This window comes from Kandleria vitulina DSM 20405, from assembly GCF_000702065.1.
GTDB lineage: Bacteria > Bacillota_I > Bacilli_A > Erysipelotrichales > Coprobacillaceae > Kandleria > Kandleria vitulina.
In genome coordinates, this window is the sequence record NZ_JNKN01000004.1 from 87,433 (window position 1) to 102,803 (window position 15,371).

The window sequence follows — 15,371 nt, forward strand, 5'->3', positions numbered from 1 at the left end:
TTAGGCTTATTTCTTTTCCTTGTGAACTGTTTTCTTCTGACATCTTGGACAATACTTTTTGATTTCCTGTCTTTCAGGATGTTCTCTCTTATTCTTAGTACCAATATAGTTTTCTTCACCACATACTGTACATTTATAAGTTACGTTTTCTCTCATTTTAACACCTCCTGTTAAACTTGCTTTTATATACTAACATATCACTTAAGAAATTGCTAGTCCTTTTTACGTGTTTTTATCTTAATGAAGACATAATACACATGCATATTATAAATTGAAGATAGCCGTTAAACAAGAGTAAATTACATGTTCAAGTAAATATTTTTAAAAAGAAAGAAGACCTTTAAAAAGGTCTTCTATTTCTTATAGCCATATTTCTCAAAATACTGTGATACCGCATATTTCCATACCGATGGTGCAGAGTTGTTATTCTTCTGTCTTTCTACCATAACTGTACATACAATCTGTGGATTATCAACACTTGAATAACCAATCAACAAGTGGTTTGGATAATCGGTATTGCCTGAATGTGTATAGTCTTCGGCAGTACCTGTCTTAGCCGCAACCTGATATGGGAAACCTTTGAATTGACCAGATACAGTACCATAATCAATGACAGCTTTCATACCAGCTCTAATCTGTTTAAAGGCTGTCTTTTGATCACTCATGTCATCGACAATCTTCTTCTGATATGTATCCAAGGTAACAATGTTGCCATCGTCATCATAAGTAAATGAGCTCTTATATAGATGAGGTGTAATTTTAACCCCCATATTGGCTAATGTAGTAGCATAAGTTGCTAACTGCATATTTGTATAGGTATCATACTGCCCGATTGAGAAATCAAGCAGATTACCAGCATTCTGAGCATTACCACGATATCCTAATGCTTCACTATCGACATCGATGCCAGTCTTGACACCAAGTCCTAATTCACCAGCACCATTACGTAATTTTGTAAAGGCATCCTTATTGATCTTCAATGGCTTATTGTATTGATACTTGCCACCAGCTAATTTAATGATGACCTGCATCATCCAGATATTTGATGAATAAGCCAATGCTGAAACTTCATTAAGATGACCCAATCCTTTTTTCCAAGAATACTTTGTCTTAGTACCAGCAATCTTTAAACCTTGTGGTGTATCATCTTCATAATGGTTAGCTTTAATAACTTTATTCTTGAAGGCAGTATAAATAACTGCAGACTTCATTGTAGAACCAATACGATAAGCACTTAAATAGTTACCAGCTGAATAGTCAGTAATCTTTCCTGTCTTCTGATCAATTTCTCTACCAACCATGGCGATAATATCACCCGTTGTTGGATCTTCTAGAATACAGTAGATATGATCATTAAATGGTTCACTACGATGAGCAAGAAGTTCTTTATCAATAAAATCAGAAATCTTTTTCTGTAGATCCCAATCAATTGTCAGCTGAATATTGGCACCGTTGGTACCTTCCTGACTTAGTTTGACTGTAGGTGTTCCATTGGAGTCATAAGATATAGAATATGTTGAGCTGACCCCCTTAAGAATATCTTCATATTGACCTTCAATACCTGAAGTCCCTACTCTTGCATCATTGGTATAATCAAGGGCAATCAGTTCATCCTTTTTAGTAGAAGGAAGCCCCTGTTTACGTGTTGTAAGATTACCAAGAGTTCTCTTTAAAATCTTATCTGTTGTCTTACGTTCCCAATCACTTGTTACCTGAATTCCTCTTAACAGATCACTGTGTTCTCCAATGATACTTGCTTCCTTGATAGAAATATCAGATAGCACAACTGAAGACCCAGAAGTACAAGACTTAATCGCATAGAATATCTTATAGTACTTGATATCATCATCAGATAATTTCTTCTTTAGAATATCATCTGTAATATAATGCAGCTGCAAACGAGTTAAGTCACTCTTTTCACTATCTAATCCTTTGATAGCATTGAGTTCTTTCTTTGGAATCAATGATGTAACATATTTCTCATCTTTCATTATAAGAAAGTCTTTCTTCTGTCTTGTAGTGACTTCAGAAATATCTACATTCACATTTTTCATCAAGAACTTTGTCATTGCATCAATCTCTTCATCCTTGATGCCTTTAACAGCATAATAAGTCGCACAAATGACAGTCTTGTTTTGTACAAGCGGCTTATAATTACGATCCATTATTTCACCACGCTGGGCATCTACCTGAAAAGTATTGGTATTGTACTGCGTCAGTTTAGCATCATAATAGTCCTTTTGCCTGATCTGCGTAGAAAAAAGCTTCAAACTGAAGATAAGACCAATGACAATAATGACAATCATCATAATCTTTAAACGCTTCTGCATCAGCTGTTCTAGATTTTTTCGTTTTTCTAATTTAATTTCACGTTGTCCATGAAAATGAATGGGTGTTTTATTAAACAAACCTACCACCTCGCTCTTATCTATTATACCTAAGTTTGGTATGAAATCAATCTTTAAGAAAAGACAAAAGACAGAGTCAATACTCTGTCTTTATTAATCATCATCAACAGAAAGAATAGCCATGAACGCTTCCTGAGGAATTTCAACACTTCCTACAGCCTTCATACGTTTCTTTCCTTCCTTCTGTTTTTCAAGAAGTTTCTTCTTACGAGAAATATCTCCACCGTAGCATTTAGCTAATACGTTCTTTCTGACAGCTTTAATATTAGTTCTAGCGATAATCTTTCCATTAAATGCTGCCTGAACAGGAATTTCAAACTGCTGTCTTGGAATAATTTCTTTTAGTTTATTACAGATGATCTTTCCTCGATCATAAGCAAAATCTTTATGAACAATGGTACTTAAAGCATCTACGACTTCACCATTAAGCATAATATCCATCTTCTGCAGACGACTTGTACGATATCCTTCTAATTCATAATCAAATGAAGCATATCCCTTTGTACATGATTTCAATTTATCAAAGAAATCATAAACAATTTCAGATAAAGGAATAGAATAAATAACATTTCTTCTTGTATCATCAAGATATTCGATATTTACATATTCCCCTCGTTTATTTTGACAAAGCTCCATGATCGGACCAATAAACTCTTCTGGTGTCATAATAGAGGCTTTGACATAAGGTTCTTCTATATGATGAAGTTCAGTTGGATCAGGCATATCTGCTGGGTTATCAATGGCGACCATAGTCCCATCAGTACGATAAGTGTGATAAATAACAGATGGTGCAGTGGCAATAAGATCAAGATTAAATTCACGTTCTAATCTTTCCTCGATAACATCCATATGTAATAGACCTAAGAAACCACATCTAAAGCCAAATCCTAAGGCCTGTGATGTTTCTGGTTCAAAGACAAGTGAAGAGTCGCTTAAAACAATCTTTTCCAATGCTTCTCTTAAATCACCATAACGGGCATTATCTACTGGATAAAGACCGCAGTAAACCATTGGATTCATGCGCTTATAACCTGGCAATGGATCAGCAGATTGATTTTCTACTGTAGTGATTGTATCACCAACGTGAACATCCTTGATTGTCTTAATGCTTGCAGCAATCCATCCAACTTCACCCGTAACAAGTTCATCCTGTTTCACTTCTTTTGGCGTATTGACACCAAGTTCAGTTACTTCATAAGTAGCACCAGTAGCCATAAACTGAATGTGATCACCAACTTTGATCTTACCTTCCTTGACACAGACAATAATGATTACACCACGATATGAATCATAATATGAATCAAAGATCAAAGCCTGCGTAGGATTGTCAATTGAACCTGTAGGTGCAGGTACATTCTTGACGATATCTTCTAAGACATCTTTAACATTAAGACCAGTCTTAGCAGAGATTCTAGGTGCATCTTCAGCAGGTAATCCAATATCATCTTCAATTTCCTTGATGACACGATCTGGATCAGCACTAGGTAAATCAATTTTATTGATAACTGGAAGAATTTCAAGATCATTATCTAGTGCCAGATAGACATTCGCTAAAGTCTGAGCTTCAACACCCTGTGCTGCATCTACAACTAAAATGGCACCTTCACAAGCAGCTAAGCTTCGTGAGACTTCATAAGAAAAATCGACATGACCCGGTGTATCAATCAAATGAAATAAATATGTTTTCCCATCATCGGCCTTATAGCGCAACTGTACAGCATTTAGCTTGATGGTAATGCCTCTTTCTCTTTCAAGTTCCATATTGTCTAACAGCTGATCTTTCATTTCACGATCACTTACAGTATCCGTTAACTGAAGAATACGATCAGCTAATGTACTCTTTCCATGATCGATATGGGCAATAATGGAAAAGTTTCTAATCAATGATTGATCTATCATATCGTAACTCCTTTACTTCAAAAAATAACTTTTTAGTTCCTCATCAAGAACACGAATTGTTTCAGCTTTAATATAAGTAATATACATATGCTCATATAAAGGCTGACCCTTCATATTCATCAATCTTCCCTTTACAGAGATAAAGCTTCCAGGCTGACAGATGTCTTTGATCATCTCAGCTAAAGAATGCCAGCAAACGATTGAAACAATCTCTTCAGGCTTGCTATTGAGGTCCATATCATAAGGCAAACCTACCTTGAGATGAAACAATGCATCTCCATGGGGACTCTGTAAAATCTTAAAATCAGGAACATCGACTAATCTTCCTATAAGAAATACTTCGTTAAACATAAAAACACCTCCACTAACATCATAGAATATTTTTATGTTAACGAATAAAATTTGTAGAAATTGACAGCCTATTTGCAGGAATTGACAACAACCATCGCTACAGCGTAGTCTTTTTCATGAGAAATAGAAATCATGGCGTTCTCATCATTTAGGTAAGGACTGCCATCTTCATGATTAAGAATCTCAATATCATGAAAAGCAATACCGCCAATTCCTTTATGATAAGCTTTCAGATAAGCTTCCTTCCCTGCAAAGCGGCCACCAAGAAATTCTCTTTTTCTTTTTTCTGAGTCTAGTTTCATAAAACAAGCATATTCTTTGCTTGAAAGAATATGCTTAATAAATCTCTCGTTTTTTAAATCAAAACGATTAAGATCGACAATATCTACACCAATGCCATTCATTATTCTTTGAATTTCTTTTCATATAGATTCATCAATTCGTCTAGACTCATATTATCATCAATTTCATCGATCAAGGAATCTTCCTCAGTCTTGAAATCTAATTTAAATTTACCAGTACGTTCTTCAATGATCTTAAGATCATCCTGAGTTTCTTCAGTTAAGGAAGCAATATTACGTAAACGATTTTCTACTGAATCGATAACTTCATCATTTTTCTTTTCTTTCTTTTCTTCCTTAACAACTGGAACTTCCTGTGTTTCATCAACTGCTGGTTTAGAAACAGCAGGTTCTTCAAACTTTTTATATTCCTTAGTTTCCTCTAAGTCCTTCTTTTCATTTTCTTCTTCATCAGGACCGTAGAATGGAGAAATAACGGGAATCAATTCATCATTATTAGTTCTGAATTTCTTTTTTCTAATCGCTTTTTTCTTAACGATAGGTGCTTCTTCTTCACTGACACGCAAACCACTAAAAGGAGAAATAATCTGTGTCATAACATATTCTTCACTTTTATCTTGAGCAGGTGCAGGTTTAGCCTTAGGCTTTTCAACTTCCTTGACAACCTTTTTAGGTTCTTCTTTTACTGCCTTAGGCGCAGGTTCTTTCTTTTCTTCAAATTCACTGTTATAAATCAGTGGTTCACTAAACTTTTCTTTTCTTCTTTTTTCAACGATAGGATCTAGAATAGGATCTAAATCTTCATCTTCGTCAAAATCATCGGATCCAAAAAGCCATTCTTTTAAAAAACTCATCCTTTCATCACCTCGAAATAGTGATCACCTTCATGGTAATCGTCTTCATCTAAATACAGTAAACCAGTCTTATCGCTAAGACCTAAATCTTTTCTGGAGCAAAGCATTCCTTCAGAAGGAACTCCCATCAATTCAGATGCTTCAATGACAGTACCATCTGGCATAACAGCTCCAGGCAATGCTACAACGGCTAGCTTTTCTTCTTTAAGATTACGAGAGCCACAGACAATCTGTACTTCCTGATCACCTAAATCTACCTGTGCAATATGAAGATTCATAGCTTCAGGATGCATCATAACTTCAGTAATATATCCAACTACAAAGTGATCATCGTAGTCACTTGAAACGCTGTCTTCTTTATAAGTTGAAAGATACTGATTAAGTCTTTCTACAAACGCTTCATTAATCTTAACTTTGCCTTCTTCAAGATGATCAAAATGCATTGATGCATTAAGAACATTATAACCAATAACTTTTTCATCATCCTTCAAGATTACAAGATCATCTTTCTTCTCATAAGAAACAGTAGTTCCTTCATTAAATAATCTTACAAGTAAAATATCTCCAACGCTTTCTTTTCTATAAAAAGCATGTAAATTCATGTTATTCTCCCCTTACTTCATTCACAAATTTTTGCACTTGTTCACGTGTCTTTCTTAACTTATCAACATATCTGGCAACCTCTTTACCATCCTTATAGGCAATAAACGAAGGAATACCAAGGATATTAAGATCAATGCATAAATCTATCATCTGATCACGATCAACATAATACCAAGTGAAATCTTTATTTTCATCTACAATATCATTCATAAATGTTTTTGCAAAAATACAATCAGGACACCAGTCAGCACTAAACATGATAATTGACTGATTCTTTATTGCTTCTTCAAACGCTTCTAATGATGTAATCGCAATTAATTTATCCACGAATCTTCTCCTTATCTACCACCACATCAGCTCTATAGATAGGTCCACGTGGTGAAAATTTTCTTTCATATTCAGTCTGAATATTATCATCGTATCCTTCAGAATGATGAAGATCCAGACAGATATCTTCAAAAGTTAAACCGTAGTTCGCAAATGAAGATAAAGAATATTCAAACAAGCCACGATTATCTGTCTTAAAAACAAGATGACCCTGATCTTTAATAAGCTTCTTATAGACATCCAAGAAACTCTTATAAGTCAAACGTCTCTTTGTATGTCTCTTCTTAGGCCAAGGATCACTGAAATTCAAGAAGATTCCATCGATTTCTTCATCATCAAATACTTCATTCAATCTCACCGCATCTTCTTTAAGATAACGTAGATTGCTTGGAATTTCATCATTCTTAGCTTTCTTGACCGCAATCGTTAAAACTGTTGAATATTTTTCAATCCCGATAAAGTTCTTATCAGGATATCTTTTTGCATTTTCTAAAATGAAATCTCCTTTTCCCATACCAATTTCAATGAAAATAGGATTATCATTACCAAAAATCTCATGCCACTTCCCTTTCACGTCAGTGGGATTTATATATACTAGTCCTTCCTGGGATAATAAATAGTCTAATGCTTCAGGATTATTTCTTAATCTCATGAGTACCTCCAAATACTTTCCTATTATAACATAGTTTTACCATATAAGCTATTGATTTCATCCGTAGTTAAAGGTCTATATTCCCCTTTCTTTAAAGATGAATCAAGTTTTACATCCCCCATCTGGATACGCTTAAGAGAAAGGACAGGTTTTTTAATATAGACAAACATTCTTTTGACCTGATGAAACTTGCCTTCGTGGATTGTCACATGACATTTCGTCTTATTCTCTTTAACTTCTATAATACGTAAATCACTTGATTGTGTCGTAAAATCCTTAAGAGGAATTCCTTTTTTAAAGACTTCCTGATCTTCTTCATTGACAATACCATCTGCAAGAACCTCATAGACTTTAGGAATATGTTTCTTTGGTGCCGTCAAAAGATGACCAAGTTCACCATCATTAGTCATAATCAAAAGTCCCGTTGTATCAATATCCAATCTTCCTACTGGAAAAAGTTCATGAATTGAAGGAATAAGTTCACATACAACCGGATGACTATCATCCTTTGTCGCACTAATATAACCTTCAGGCTTATAGAGCATATAGTATTCAAATTGACTATAATGGATCACTTCACCATCGAAAGCGATGATATCCTTTAACGGATCAATCTGTGTCTTATCTTTCTTGATGATTTCACCATTCACACTCACTCTTCCCTTCTTCAGGAAAGTCTTGACTTCCTTTCGAGAGCCAATCTTAGTGTTCGCTAAAAACTTATCAATTCTCATTTACAATCTCCTTATATGAAGTTTTCATCTTCTTATGATCCTTATCTTCATAATAGCGAATAAAAACTCTAATGCTCGTTTTCTTATACACCCTACCAGAAATCGCAATTCCTTTATAGAAATACTGCTTTTTATCTATCTTATTTAAAACAAGATGATAAGGATGACTATCAAAGAACCCAATCGATGGATGATATTCATCCTTGATTTCAGGACTATACGATAAAGCTTGGATATTATACATACTCTCTTTAGGATTATCGATAATAACATTATAACTGTAATAATTACCAAGCTTATAGTACTTCACTTTAATATCACAAGGACATTCTGTATCAGCATGCCCTTTTTTTAGTGTCTTCACAACACTATTGTATCTATCTAGCTGTTTTTGATTAACATCGGATGATGATTTCGTACATCCTGTACATAGAATAATAGACAAAAAGAATAGCAGTAGTTTTTTCATTTTTATCACCTTTACTAATTATAGCATGAAAATAAAAAGAAAGACTAATTGTTTTAGTCTTTCTACTGATTAATTTCAATTTTAAATTGACAATGGAAACGTTCCCCTTTATTCAAAGTCACAATACCTTCTTTATCCTTGAACTCTCCATTAAAATCAACATAGTCAGTATGACCTACCCATGGTTCAATAGCCAAGAGTCCACCGACATGGTTGCTTGTCCATAATCCCAGATGATCAAATCCTTCCATATGGAATACCAATGACTTATCATGATTGATAGATTTCAATGCGACAGATTCACTTTTAAAATGTGGCACAACAATCGCATCAGAATTAAAGAGTGCCTGTCTTATAAAGAAACGTCTTTCATTTTCAAATAAAGGCTTTAATTCATGTGACATGCCACCTCTTGCAGGATAAATGACCTTTGATGAAACAGTTTCATTCTGAGAGAACTCTACATAATAATCATTAGCACTTTCCCCTTCCATAAATGGACAAGCGAAAGCAGGATGTCCACCGATCTGGAACATGATATGATCATCTCTTTCGTTGACTACTTCAAGATCAGCCTTTAATATATTATCTTCTAATGTATAAGTGACATATAGATCAAAGCTGTAAGGATACATTGTTTTGGTTTCTTCGTTTTCATGAAGATGAAAAACAACATGTGTATCATCACTTTCTTCTACTTCATAAACACTATTTCTAGAAAAGCCATGCTGATTCATGGAATAAGACTTTCCTTCAATATTTGTCTTGCCGTTCTTTAAAGCTCCTACAATTGGAAATAAGATAGGTGCACTATGTCCCCATAATAAAGGATCCTGTTTCCACATATAGTTGATATGATCTTCATTGCCAATCACTTTCGCAATTTCTGCACCCTTAGGATCTAATTCTACCTGTAAATAATTATTTTTTAATATCACCATTATTATAGCCTTCTTTCTCCATTGATATAAACCTGATTGATAGTAAGATCATCATCAAAGAACACAAAATCCGCCTGACATCCTTTTTCTAGACGACCTATCTTTTCATTATGAATACAATTGGCTGGATTACGTGATGCACAATTGATTGCTTCACATAAACTCATGCCTAAATGATCACGTGCATTCTTAATGGCCTCATTCATCGCTACGACACTGCCAGCCAAGGTTCCATCTTTAAGTCTTGCCTGGCCATCTTTTACAAAGACTTCCTGTCCCCCTAAATGATAAACGCCATCTTCCATGCTGGCGGCTTCTAATGAATCAGTAATAAGCACAAGATGTTCAGGTCCTTTCATTTTATAAAGAATAGTAGCTGCTGGATAACTGACATGAACACCATCAAGAATCAGTTCCGCATAGACATCATGAAGCATGCTTGCACCAACTACTCCAGGATCACGATGTTTCAATGGTGTCATCGCATTATAAGTATGTGTTGTCGAATTAGCACCAGCTTCTATAGCTTTTAATGCTTCAGTATAAGTAGCATTTGTATGTCCAATAGAGACACTTACTCCCTGACTTGTTAAATAAGGAATCAGTTCTTTATCTTTTACAACTTCTGGTGCTAAGGTAATCTTCTTGACTAATTCATGATGAGCAGTCAACTTCTTATAATTATCCAAGGTTGGCTCAATAATACAGTCTTCAGCTTGAGCACCTTTATAGATCTTATTAATAAATGGTCCTTCAAGGTGAACCCCGCCAATCTTGGCTCCTGTTACTTTATCCTTCATCTGACTTATGACATCAATAGCTTGAGAAATACGTTCAACAGGCATTGTCATTGTCGTTGGCAAAAAGGTAGTGACACCAGTCTTAAGATGTGCATTAGAAAGCTGATCAATCGTATCTGTAGTGACATCCATCGTATCAATACCACCACGACCATGGGTATGTATATCTACAAAACCTGGGGAAACGTAGCTATTGGCAGCATCGATGATTGTTTCATCACAAGGTACACGATTAGAGATTTCTTTAATGATGCCATCTTCAAAATAAAGATTCATATTTACAATCTCATCTTTGAGAATTAATTTACTATTAATAATACATTCCATAAATACTTCCTCCTTTTCATATTATAGCATCTTCATCTTATTAATAGTCACATAATTTCTTTATGTGAAAGCAAAAAAGAAGGATATGAATTTCATATCCTTCTCATCAATTATTTTTTATTAAGGTTGGCAAGTAATTCTTCAATGTGATTACCGTATTCAAGTGATTCATCCTTCACAAAGTTAAGTTCAGGACATTTACGTACATTTAATTTTTTAGATAACTGAGAACGAATAAATCCTTTAGATCTCTGTAATGCTTCTAGACCACGTTTAGAATGATTCATAAATGTAACATAGACTTTTGCATAAGAAAGATCATTAGTAACTTCTACTGCTGTAATTGTACAGTTCTTTACAAGTGGATCTTTTACTTCATTTCTTAAGATTAAAGATAATTCTCTAAGAATAAAAGTATTCATTCTTTCTGTTTTAATTTTTTTCATTAGTCGCGTTCAACTTCTTCCATGATATAACCTTCAACGATATCTCCTTCTTTGATATCATTGTAGTTTTCAATAGTTAAACCACATTCAAATCCCTGTGCCACTTCTTTTGCATCATCCTTGAAACGTTTAAGTGAACCAAGTTTACCTTCATAAACAACAACACCCTGACGAATCAATCTGACACCACAATCTCTTCTGATAAAACCATCAGTGACATAACATCCAGCGATGTTACCGATACGTGATACCTTGTAGATTGTTCTAATTTCTGCTTCACCAGTAACCTTTTCTTCATATTCTGGAGCAAGCATACCCTTCATAGCAGATTCAATTTCTTCAACCATCTTATAGATGATATTGTGAAGTCTGATTTCAACACCTTCTTCTTCAGCCTTACGTCTAACGTTAGCATCAGGACGAACGTTGAAACCATAGATAATTGCACGTGATGCACTTGCAAGAAGAACATCAGATTCAGAAATAGCACCTACTGTAGAACGGATAACATTAACCTTTGCACCTTCAATATCAATCTTTTCAAGTGAACCCTTAACAGCTTCTGCAGTACCGTTTACGTCCGCTTTAACAATGACATTCAAGTTAGCGACTTCACCATCTTTGATATGGTTGAATAAGTCATCAAGTGACATAGCACTTGTCGCATTTCTTTCTTTTTCCTGCTTGATCTTAGCACGTTCTTCACCGATATGACGCGCTTCTTTTTCAGATTCAAATACCATAAAACGATCTCCTGCTTCAGGAACATCATTTAAACCAGTAATTTCCACTGGAGTAGCAGGTGCCGCCTTCTTGATAGGCTTTCCTGTATCATCAAGCATCTGTCTTACTCTACCGAAAGTAGAACCAACAACAATTGGATCACCAGTTCTTAAAGTACCATTCTGTACTAATAAAGTAGCAACTGGACCTCTACCTTTATCTAGACGACCTTCAATGACTGTACCATAAGCATAACGTTTAGGGTTAGCTTTTAATTCAGACATTTCTGCTACAATAGTAATTGTTTCAAGAAGTTCCTGAATACCAATTCCTTTTTTAGCTGAAATGTTGCAGTATACAACATCTCCACCCCAGTCTTCTGGCATAAGACCAAGTTCAGCTACTTCAGCCTTGATTCTTTCAGGATCTGCGCCTTCTTTATCAATCTTATTAACTGCAACAATGATAGGTACACCAGCAGCCTTAGCATGATCTACCGCTTCTCTTGTCTGAGGCATTACACCATCATCAGCTGCAACAACGATAATAACAATATCAGTAACCTGAGCACCACGAGCACGCATGGCAGTGAATGCTTCATGACCTGGAGTATCTAAGAAAGTGATCTTCTTTCCATTAACTGGAACCTGATAAGCCCCAATATGCTGAGTGATACCACCAAATTCACCCTCAACGACCTTAGACTGTCTGATTCTATCAAGTAATGTTGTTTTACCATGATCGACATGTCCCATAATTGTAACAACTGGTGGACATGTTTCAAGATCAGCAGGATCATCATTGATTTCAAGATCTTCAAAGTTCAATTCAGTAACCTTTACTGTCTTCTTAGCTTCATATCCATATTCAAGACAAATTAATTCTACCTGTTCATCAGTCAATGATGAATTGATAGTGACCATTGTCCCAAGCATAAATAACACTTTAATGACATTGGCAGGTGTCTGTCCAATCTTTTCAGCTAATTCTTCTACTGTGATGCCATCTTCATATTCAACAATGCCATCATTTAAGATTTTCTTTTCTTCTTTCTTGTTAGGAAAGTTGGAAACCATCTTCTTTTTTCTATTATTTCCCTTTTTCTTTACAATTTTCTTCTTTGCCATAATTAACCTCCTAACTTTTCTTTAAGCTTCTTCGCAAAGCCCTGGTCTTCAATCGCAATAGCCATACGATTAATTTTACCAATTGCCTGCGATAATTCTGCACTTGTTCCCCATTCCATAATGTCCACTTCATAGAAGGCACATTTGTCATGGAACTTCTTTTTCGTATTAGGACCAGCATCTTCAGCGACAATCACAAGCTTGGCAGTCTTTGATTGCACAGCCTTCAAAGCTGATTCACCAGTAGAGAGTTTTCTTGCTCTTTCTGCAAGTCCTAGAAAATTTAAGATATTTTGTTTATTTTGCATATTTTAATAGTTCTTCGTAGATTTCATCAGGAACTTCAATTCCTAGTGTACGATTAAGAACACCTTTCTTTTTTGCAAGCGCAATAGCTTCCTCAGATTTCTTCAAGTAAGCACCGCGCCCATTCTGTTTTCCTGTTGGATCTACAAAAACGTCTCCCTCTTTATTTTTCACAACGCGAATCAGTTCCTTCTTAGGAAGCTGTTCCCCAGTTGCTACACATCTTCTTAAAGGTATTTTTTTCATAAGATCACCTATTAATCATAATACTTGTCATATTCATCATAATCAATGTCTTCATCGAACTTTGGATCATATTCAGGTTCATTTTCTTCTTCAAAAGCTTCATCTTCTTCAGCAATAACCTTTACATAATCAGTATCTTCTTCTTCATGTTCTTCTCTTAAAGCTTCAATATCAACATTGATTGATTCTTCTTCATCAAAAGATTCTTCATCAAATGATTCAGCTACTAAAGCATCATCCTGATGAGTTTCTTCCATAGCTGCAAGCAATTCATTGTTCATTGCTTCATCAGCATCAAGATCAATACCTTCTTCAGCAATTTCACTTTCAGACTTGATATCAATCTTCCATCCAGTAAGTCTTACAGCCAATCTTGCATTCTGACCTCTCTTACCGATAGCCAATGATAACTGATTATCTGGAACAACAACTAATGCGCTGTTTTCTTCTTCATTGATCTTAACAGTAGCTACCTGAGCTGGAGATAAAGCATTAGAGATGAATGTAATAGGATCTTCATCCCAAGAAATAATATCAATCATTTCTCCATTAAGTTCAGTCACAACATTTCTAACACGAGTTCCCTTAGGACCTACACAAGCTCCGATTGGATCGATATCTTCATTATCAGTAAATACCGCAATCTTGCTACGTTCACCAGGTTCTCTTGAAACAGATTTGATCTCAACAGTTCCATCATAGATTTCAGGAACTTCCATTTCAAATAATCTCTTAACAAGACCAGGTTCAGTTCTTGATACACCAATATGTGTACCCTTAGTTGTCTTTTCAACATCACTTACATAAACCTTAAGATGCTGACCTTCATTGATCACTTCTCCAGGAATCTGAGCATTAAGAGGAAGCAATGCTCCAGTTTTACCAATATTGATAATGGCAAATCTTTCTTCTACACGATCAACAATACCAGTAATGATATCATCTTTCTTATCTACATATTCATTATAAAGTGCTTCTTTTTCAGCTTCTCTGATCTTCTGACGTAGAATCTGCTTAGTCTGAATGGCAGCTAGACGACCAAATACTTCAGGAGATACTTCAGTAATAACATCATCCCCTACTTCATATTTAGGATCAATTTCTTTTGCTTCTTCTTCAGATAATTCATAATCTTCATCCATGACATCATCAACGACATGTTTGATTTCAAATAATCTGATTTTTCCTGTCTCTTCATCAATTTCAACATTAACAATTGAATCAGGACCAAGATAGTTCTTCTTATATGATTTTTCCAACGCTTCCTTTAAAGCATCAAGAACAGTTGCTTTTGTAATGCCTCTTTCTTCTTCAAGTGCATCAAGTGCTTTAATAAATGCTTTAGTTGCAGCATCCACTTTTTTTCTAGCCATTATTCAATAATCCTCCTTAAAACTTAACAGCCAATCTTATGAAACGTACATTATCATAAGGAATCTCAATTTTCTTTTTTCTTCCTTTCACAAAATACTGTAAAAGAATGATTTCATTTTCTGCTGAAAGAATAGTACCTTCTACTTCATGCATACCTTCCTTAGGATCCTTGAAGTCAATGTGAACATACGAATCAACATTTTCAACAACTTTTTCCCATGTTCTCAAAGGCTTCTCAATCCCCGGTGATGACACTTCAAGATAATATTCATCCTTGATGACATCAATTTCATCAAGCTTTTCACTGACAGCTTCACTGACAGCAACGCAAGTATCCATATCTAAGTTATCTCCATTCTTTTCAATGTAGACACGAAGATACATCTCTCCTGCTTCTTTTTCATAGACAAGATCATCTAAATAACAATCCTGTGCTTCAATTAATGGAACAATTGCAAGTTTGATTTTTTCTAGCATAAAAC

General features: G+C 35.1%; 19 protein-coding genes. All 19 read right to left on the reverse strand.

The window, feature by feature from the left end; genetic code table 11:
• Positions 1–6 precede the first annotated feature (6 nt).
• The 19 genes from rpmG to T513_RS0101565 all read right to left on the reverse strand — a co-directional run bounded on the left by rpmG (position 7) and on the right by T513_RS0101565 (position 15,366).
• A complete protein-coding gene (gene rpmG / locus T513_RS0101475) occupies positions 7–156 on the reverse strand; it encodes a 50S ribosomal protein L33 (protein WP_029070498.1) in 150 nt (49 codons plus the stop codon).
• 197 nt (positions 157–353) lie between these two features.
• Positions 354–2,408 (reverse strand): penicillin-binding transpeptidase domain-containing protein, encoded by a 2,055-nt coding sequence (locus T513_RS0101480; protein ID WP_031588618.1) that lies wholly within the window; start codon positions 2,406–2,408, stop codon positions 354–356.
• 93 nt (positions 2,409–2,501) lie between these two features.
• Complete coding sequence (gene lepA, locus T513_RS0101485; protein WP_031588619.1) at positions 2,502–4,307, reverse strand: translation elongation factor 4; 1,806 nt, start codon at positions 4,305–4,307, stop codon at positions 2,502–2,504.
• A 12-nt stretch (positions 4,308–4,319) separates the two neighbouring features.
• On the reverse strand, positions 4,320–4,658 hold the full coding sequence (locus T513_RS0101490) for a single-stranded DNA-binding protein (protein ID WP_029070495.1): 339 nt from the start codon (positions 4,656–4,658) through the stop codon (positions 4,320–4,322).
• Between the two features lie 68 nt (positions 4,659–4,726).
• Complete coding sequence (gene acpS, locus T513_RS0101495; protein WP_035876438.1) at positions 4,727–5,062, reverse strand: holo-ACP synthase; 336 nt, start codon at positions 5,060–5,062, stop codon at positions 4,727–4,729.
• On the reverse strand, positions 5,062–5,814 hold the full coding sequence (locus T513_RS0101500; protein WP_051550748.1) for a hypothetical protein: 753 nt from the start codon (positions 5,812–5,814) through the stop codon (positions 5,062–5,064). The genes acpS and T513_RS0101500 overlap by 1 nt, the downstream gene beginning before the upstream one ends.
• Entirely contained in the window at positions 5,811–6,416 is a 606-nt protein-coding gene (ytpR, locus tag T513_RS0101505) for a YtpR family tRNA-binding protein (RefSeq protein ID WP_031588621.1), read from the reverse strand. Before ytpR ends, T513_RS0101500 begins: the two co-directional genes overlap by 4 nt.
• 1 nt (position 6,417) lies before the next feature.
• Positions 6,418–6,744: a thioredoxin family protein gene (locus T513_RS0101510; RefSeq protein ID WP_029073119.1), complete on the reverse strand. Its 327-nt coding sequence runs from the start codon at positions 6,742–6,744 to the stop codon at positions 6,418–6,420.
• Positions 6,737–7,396, reverse strand: a complete 660-nt coding sequence (gene trmB / locus T513_RS0101515) for a tRNA (guanosine(46)-N7)-methyltransferase TrmB (RefSeq protein ID WP_031588622.1) — start codon at positions 7,394–7,396, stop codon at positions 6,737–6,739. The genes T513_RS0101510 and trmB overlap by 8 nt, the downstream gene beginning before the upstream one ends.
• A gap of 23 nt (positions 7,397–7,419) precedes the next feature.
• Positions 7,420–8,130 (reverse strand): pseudouridine synthase, encoded by a 711-nt coding sequence (locus tag T513_RS0101520; RefSeq protein WP_031588623.1) that lies wholly within the window; start codon positions 8,128–8,130, stop codon positions 7,420–7,422.
• Positions 8,120–8,599: a hypothetical protein gene (locus tag T513_RS0101525; protein WP_031588624.1), complete on the reverse strand. Its 480-nt coding sequence runs from the start codon at positions 8,597–8,599 to the stop codon at positions 8,120–8,122. Before T513_RS0101525 ends, T513_RS0101520 begins: the two co-directional genes overlap by 11 nt.
• A gap of 62 nt (positions 8,600–8,661) precedes the next feature.
• Positions 8,662–9,540 (reverse strand): aldose 1-epimerase family protein, encoded by an 879-nt coding sequence (locus T513_RS0101530; RefSeq protein WP_029070488.1) that lies wholly within the window; start codon positions 9,538–9,540, stop codon positions 8,662–8,664.
• 2 nt (positions 9,541–9,542) lie between these two features.
• Positions 9,543–10,667: an N-acetylglucosamine-6-phosphate deacetylase gene (gene nagA / locus T513_RS0101535; protein WP_031588625.1), complete on the reverse strand. Its 1,125-nt coding sequence runs from the start codon at positions 10,665–10,667 to the stop codon at positions 9,543–9,545.
• Between the two features lie 110 nt (positions 10,668–10,777).
• Entirely contained in the window at positions 10,778–11,113 is a 336-nt protein-coding gene (gene rbfA / locus T513_RS0101540; protein WP_029070486.1) for a 30S ribosome-binding factor RbfA, read from the reverse strand.
• Entirely contained in the window at positions 11,113–12,963 is a 1,851-nt protein-coding gene (infB, locus tag T513_RS0101545; protein ID WP_029070485.1) for a translation initiation factor IF-2, read from the reverse strand. Before infB ends, rbfA begins: the two co-directional genes overlap by 1 nt.
• A 2-nt stretch (positions 12,964–12,965) precedes the next feature.
• Complete coding sequence (locus T513_RS0101550; protein ID WP_029070484.1) at positions 12,966–13,271, reverse strand: L7Ae/L30e/S12e/Gadd45 family ribosomal protein; 306 nt, start codon at positions 13,269–13,271, stop codon at positions 12,966–12,968.
• A complete protein-coding gene (gene rnpM / locus T513_RS0101555; RefSeq protein WP_029070483.1) occupies positions 13,261–13,515 on the reverse strand; it encodes an RNase P modulator RnpM in 255 nt (84 codons plus the stop codon). Before rnpM ends, T513_RS0101550 begins: the two co-directional genes overlap by 11 nt.
• Positions 13,516–13,526: 11 nt before the next feature.
• Positions 13,527–14,888 carry a transcription termination factor NusA gene (gene nusA / locus T513_RS0101560; RefSeq protein WP_031588626.1) on the reverse strand — a complete coding sequence of 454 codons (1,362 nt, stop codon included), beginning with the start codon at positions 14,886–14,888 and terminating at the stop codon, positions 13,527–13,529.
• A gap of 16 nt (positions 14,889–14,904) precedes the next feature.
• Positions 14,905–15,366, reverse strand: a complete 462-nt coding sequence (locus T513_RS0101565; RefSeq protein WP_029070481.1) for a ribosome maturation factor RimP — start codon at positions 15,364–15,366, stop codon at positions 14,905–14,907.
• Positions 15,367–15,371: the final 5 nt, after the last annotated feature.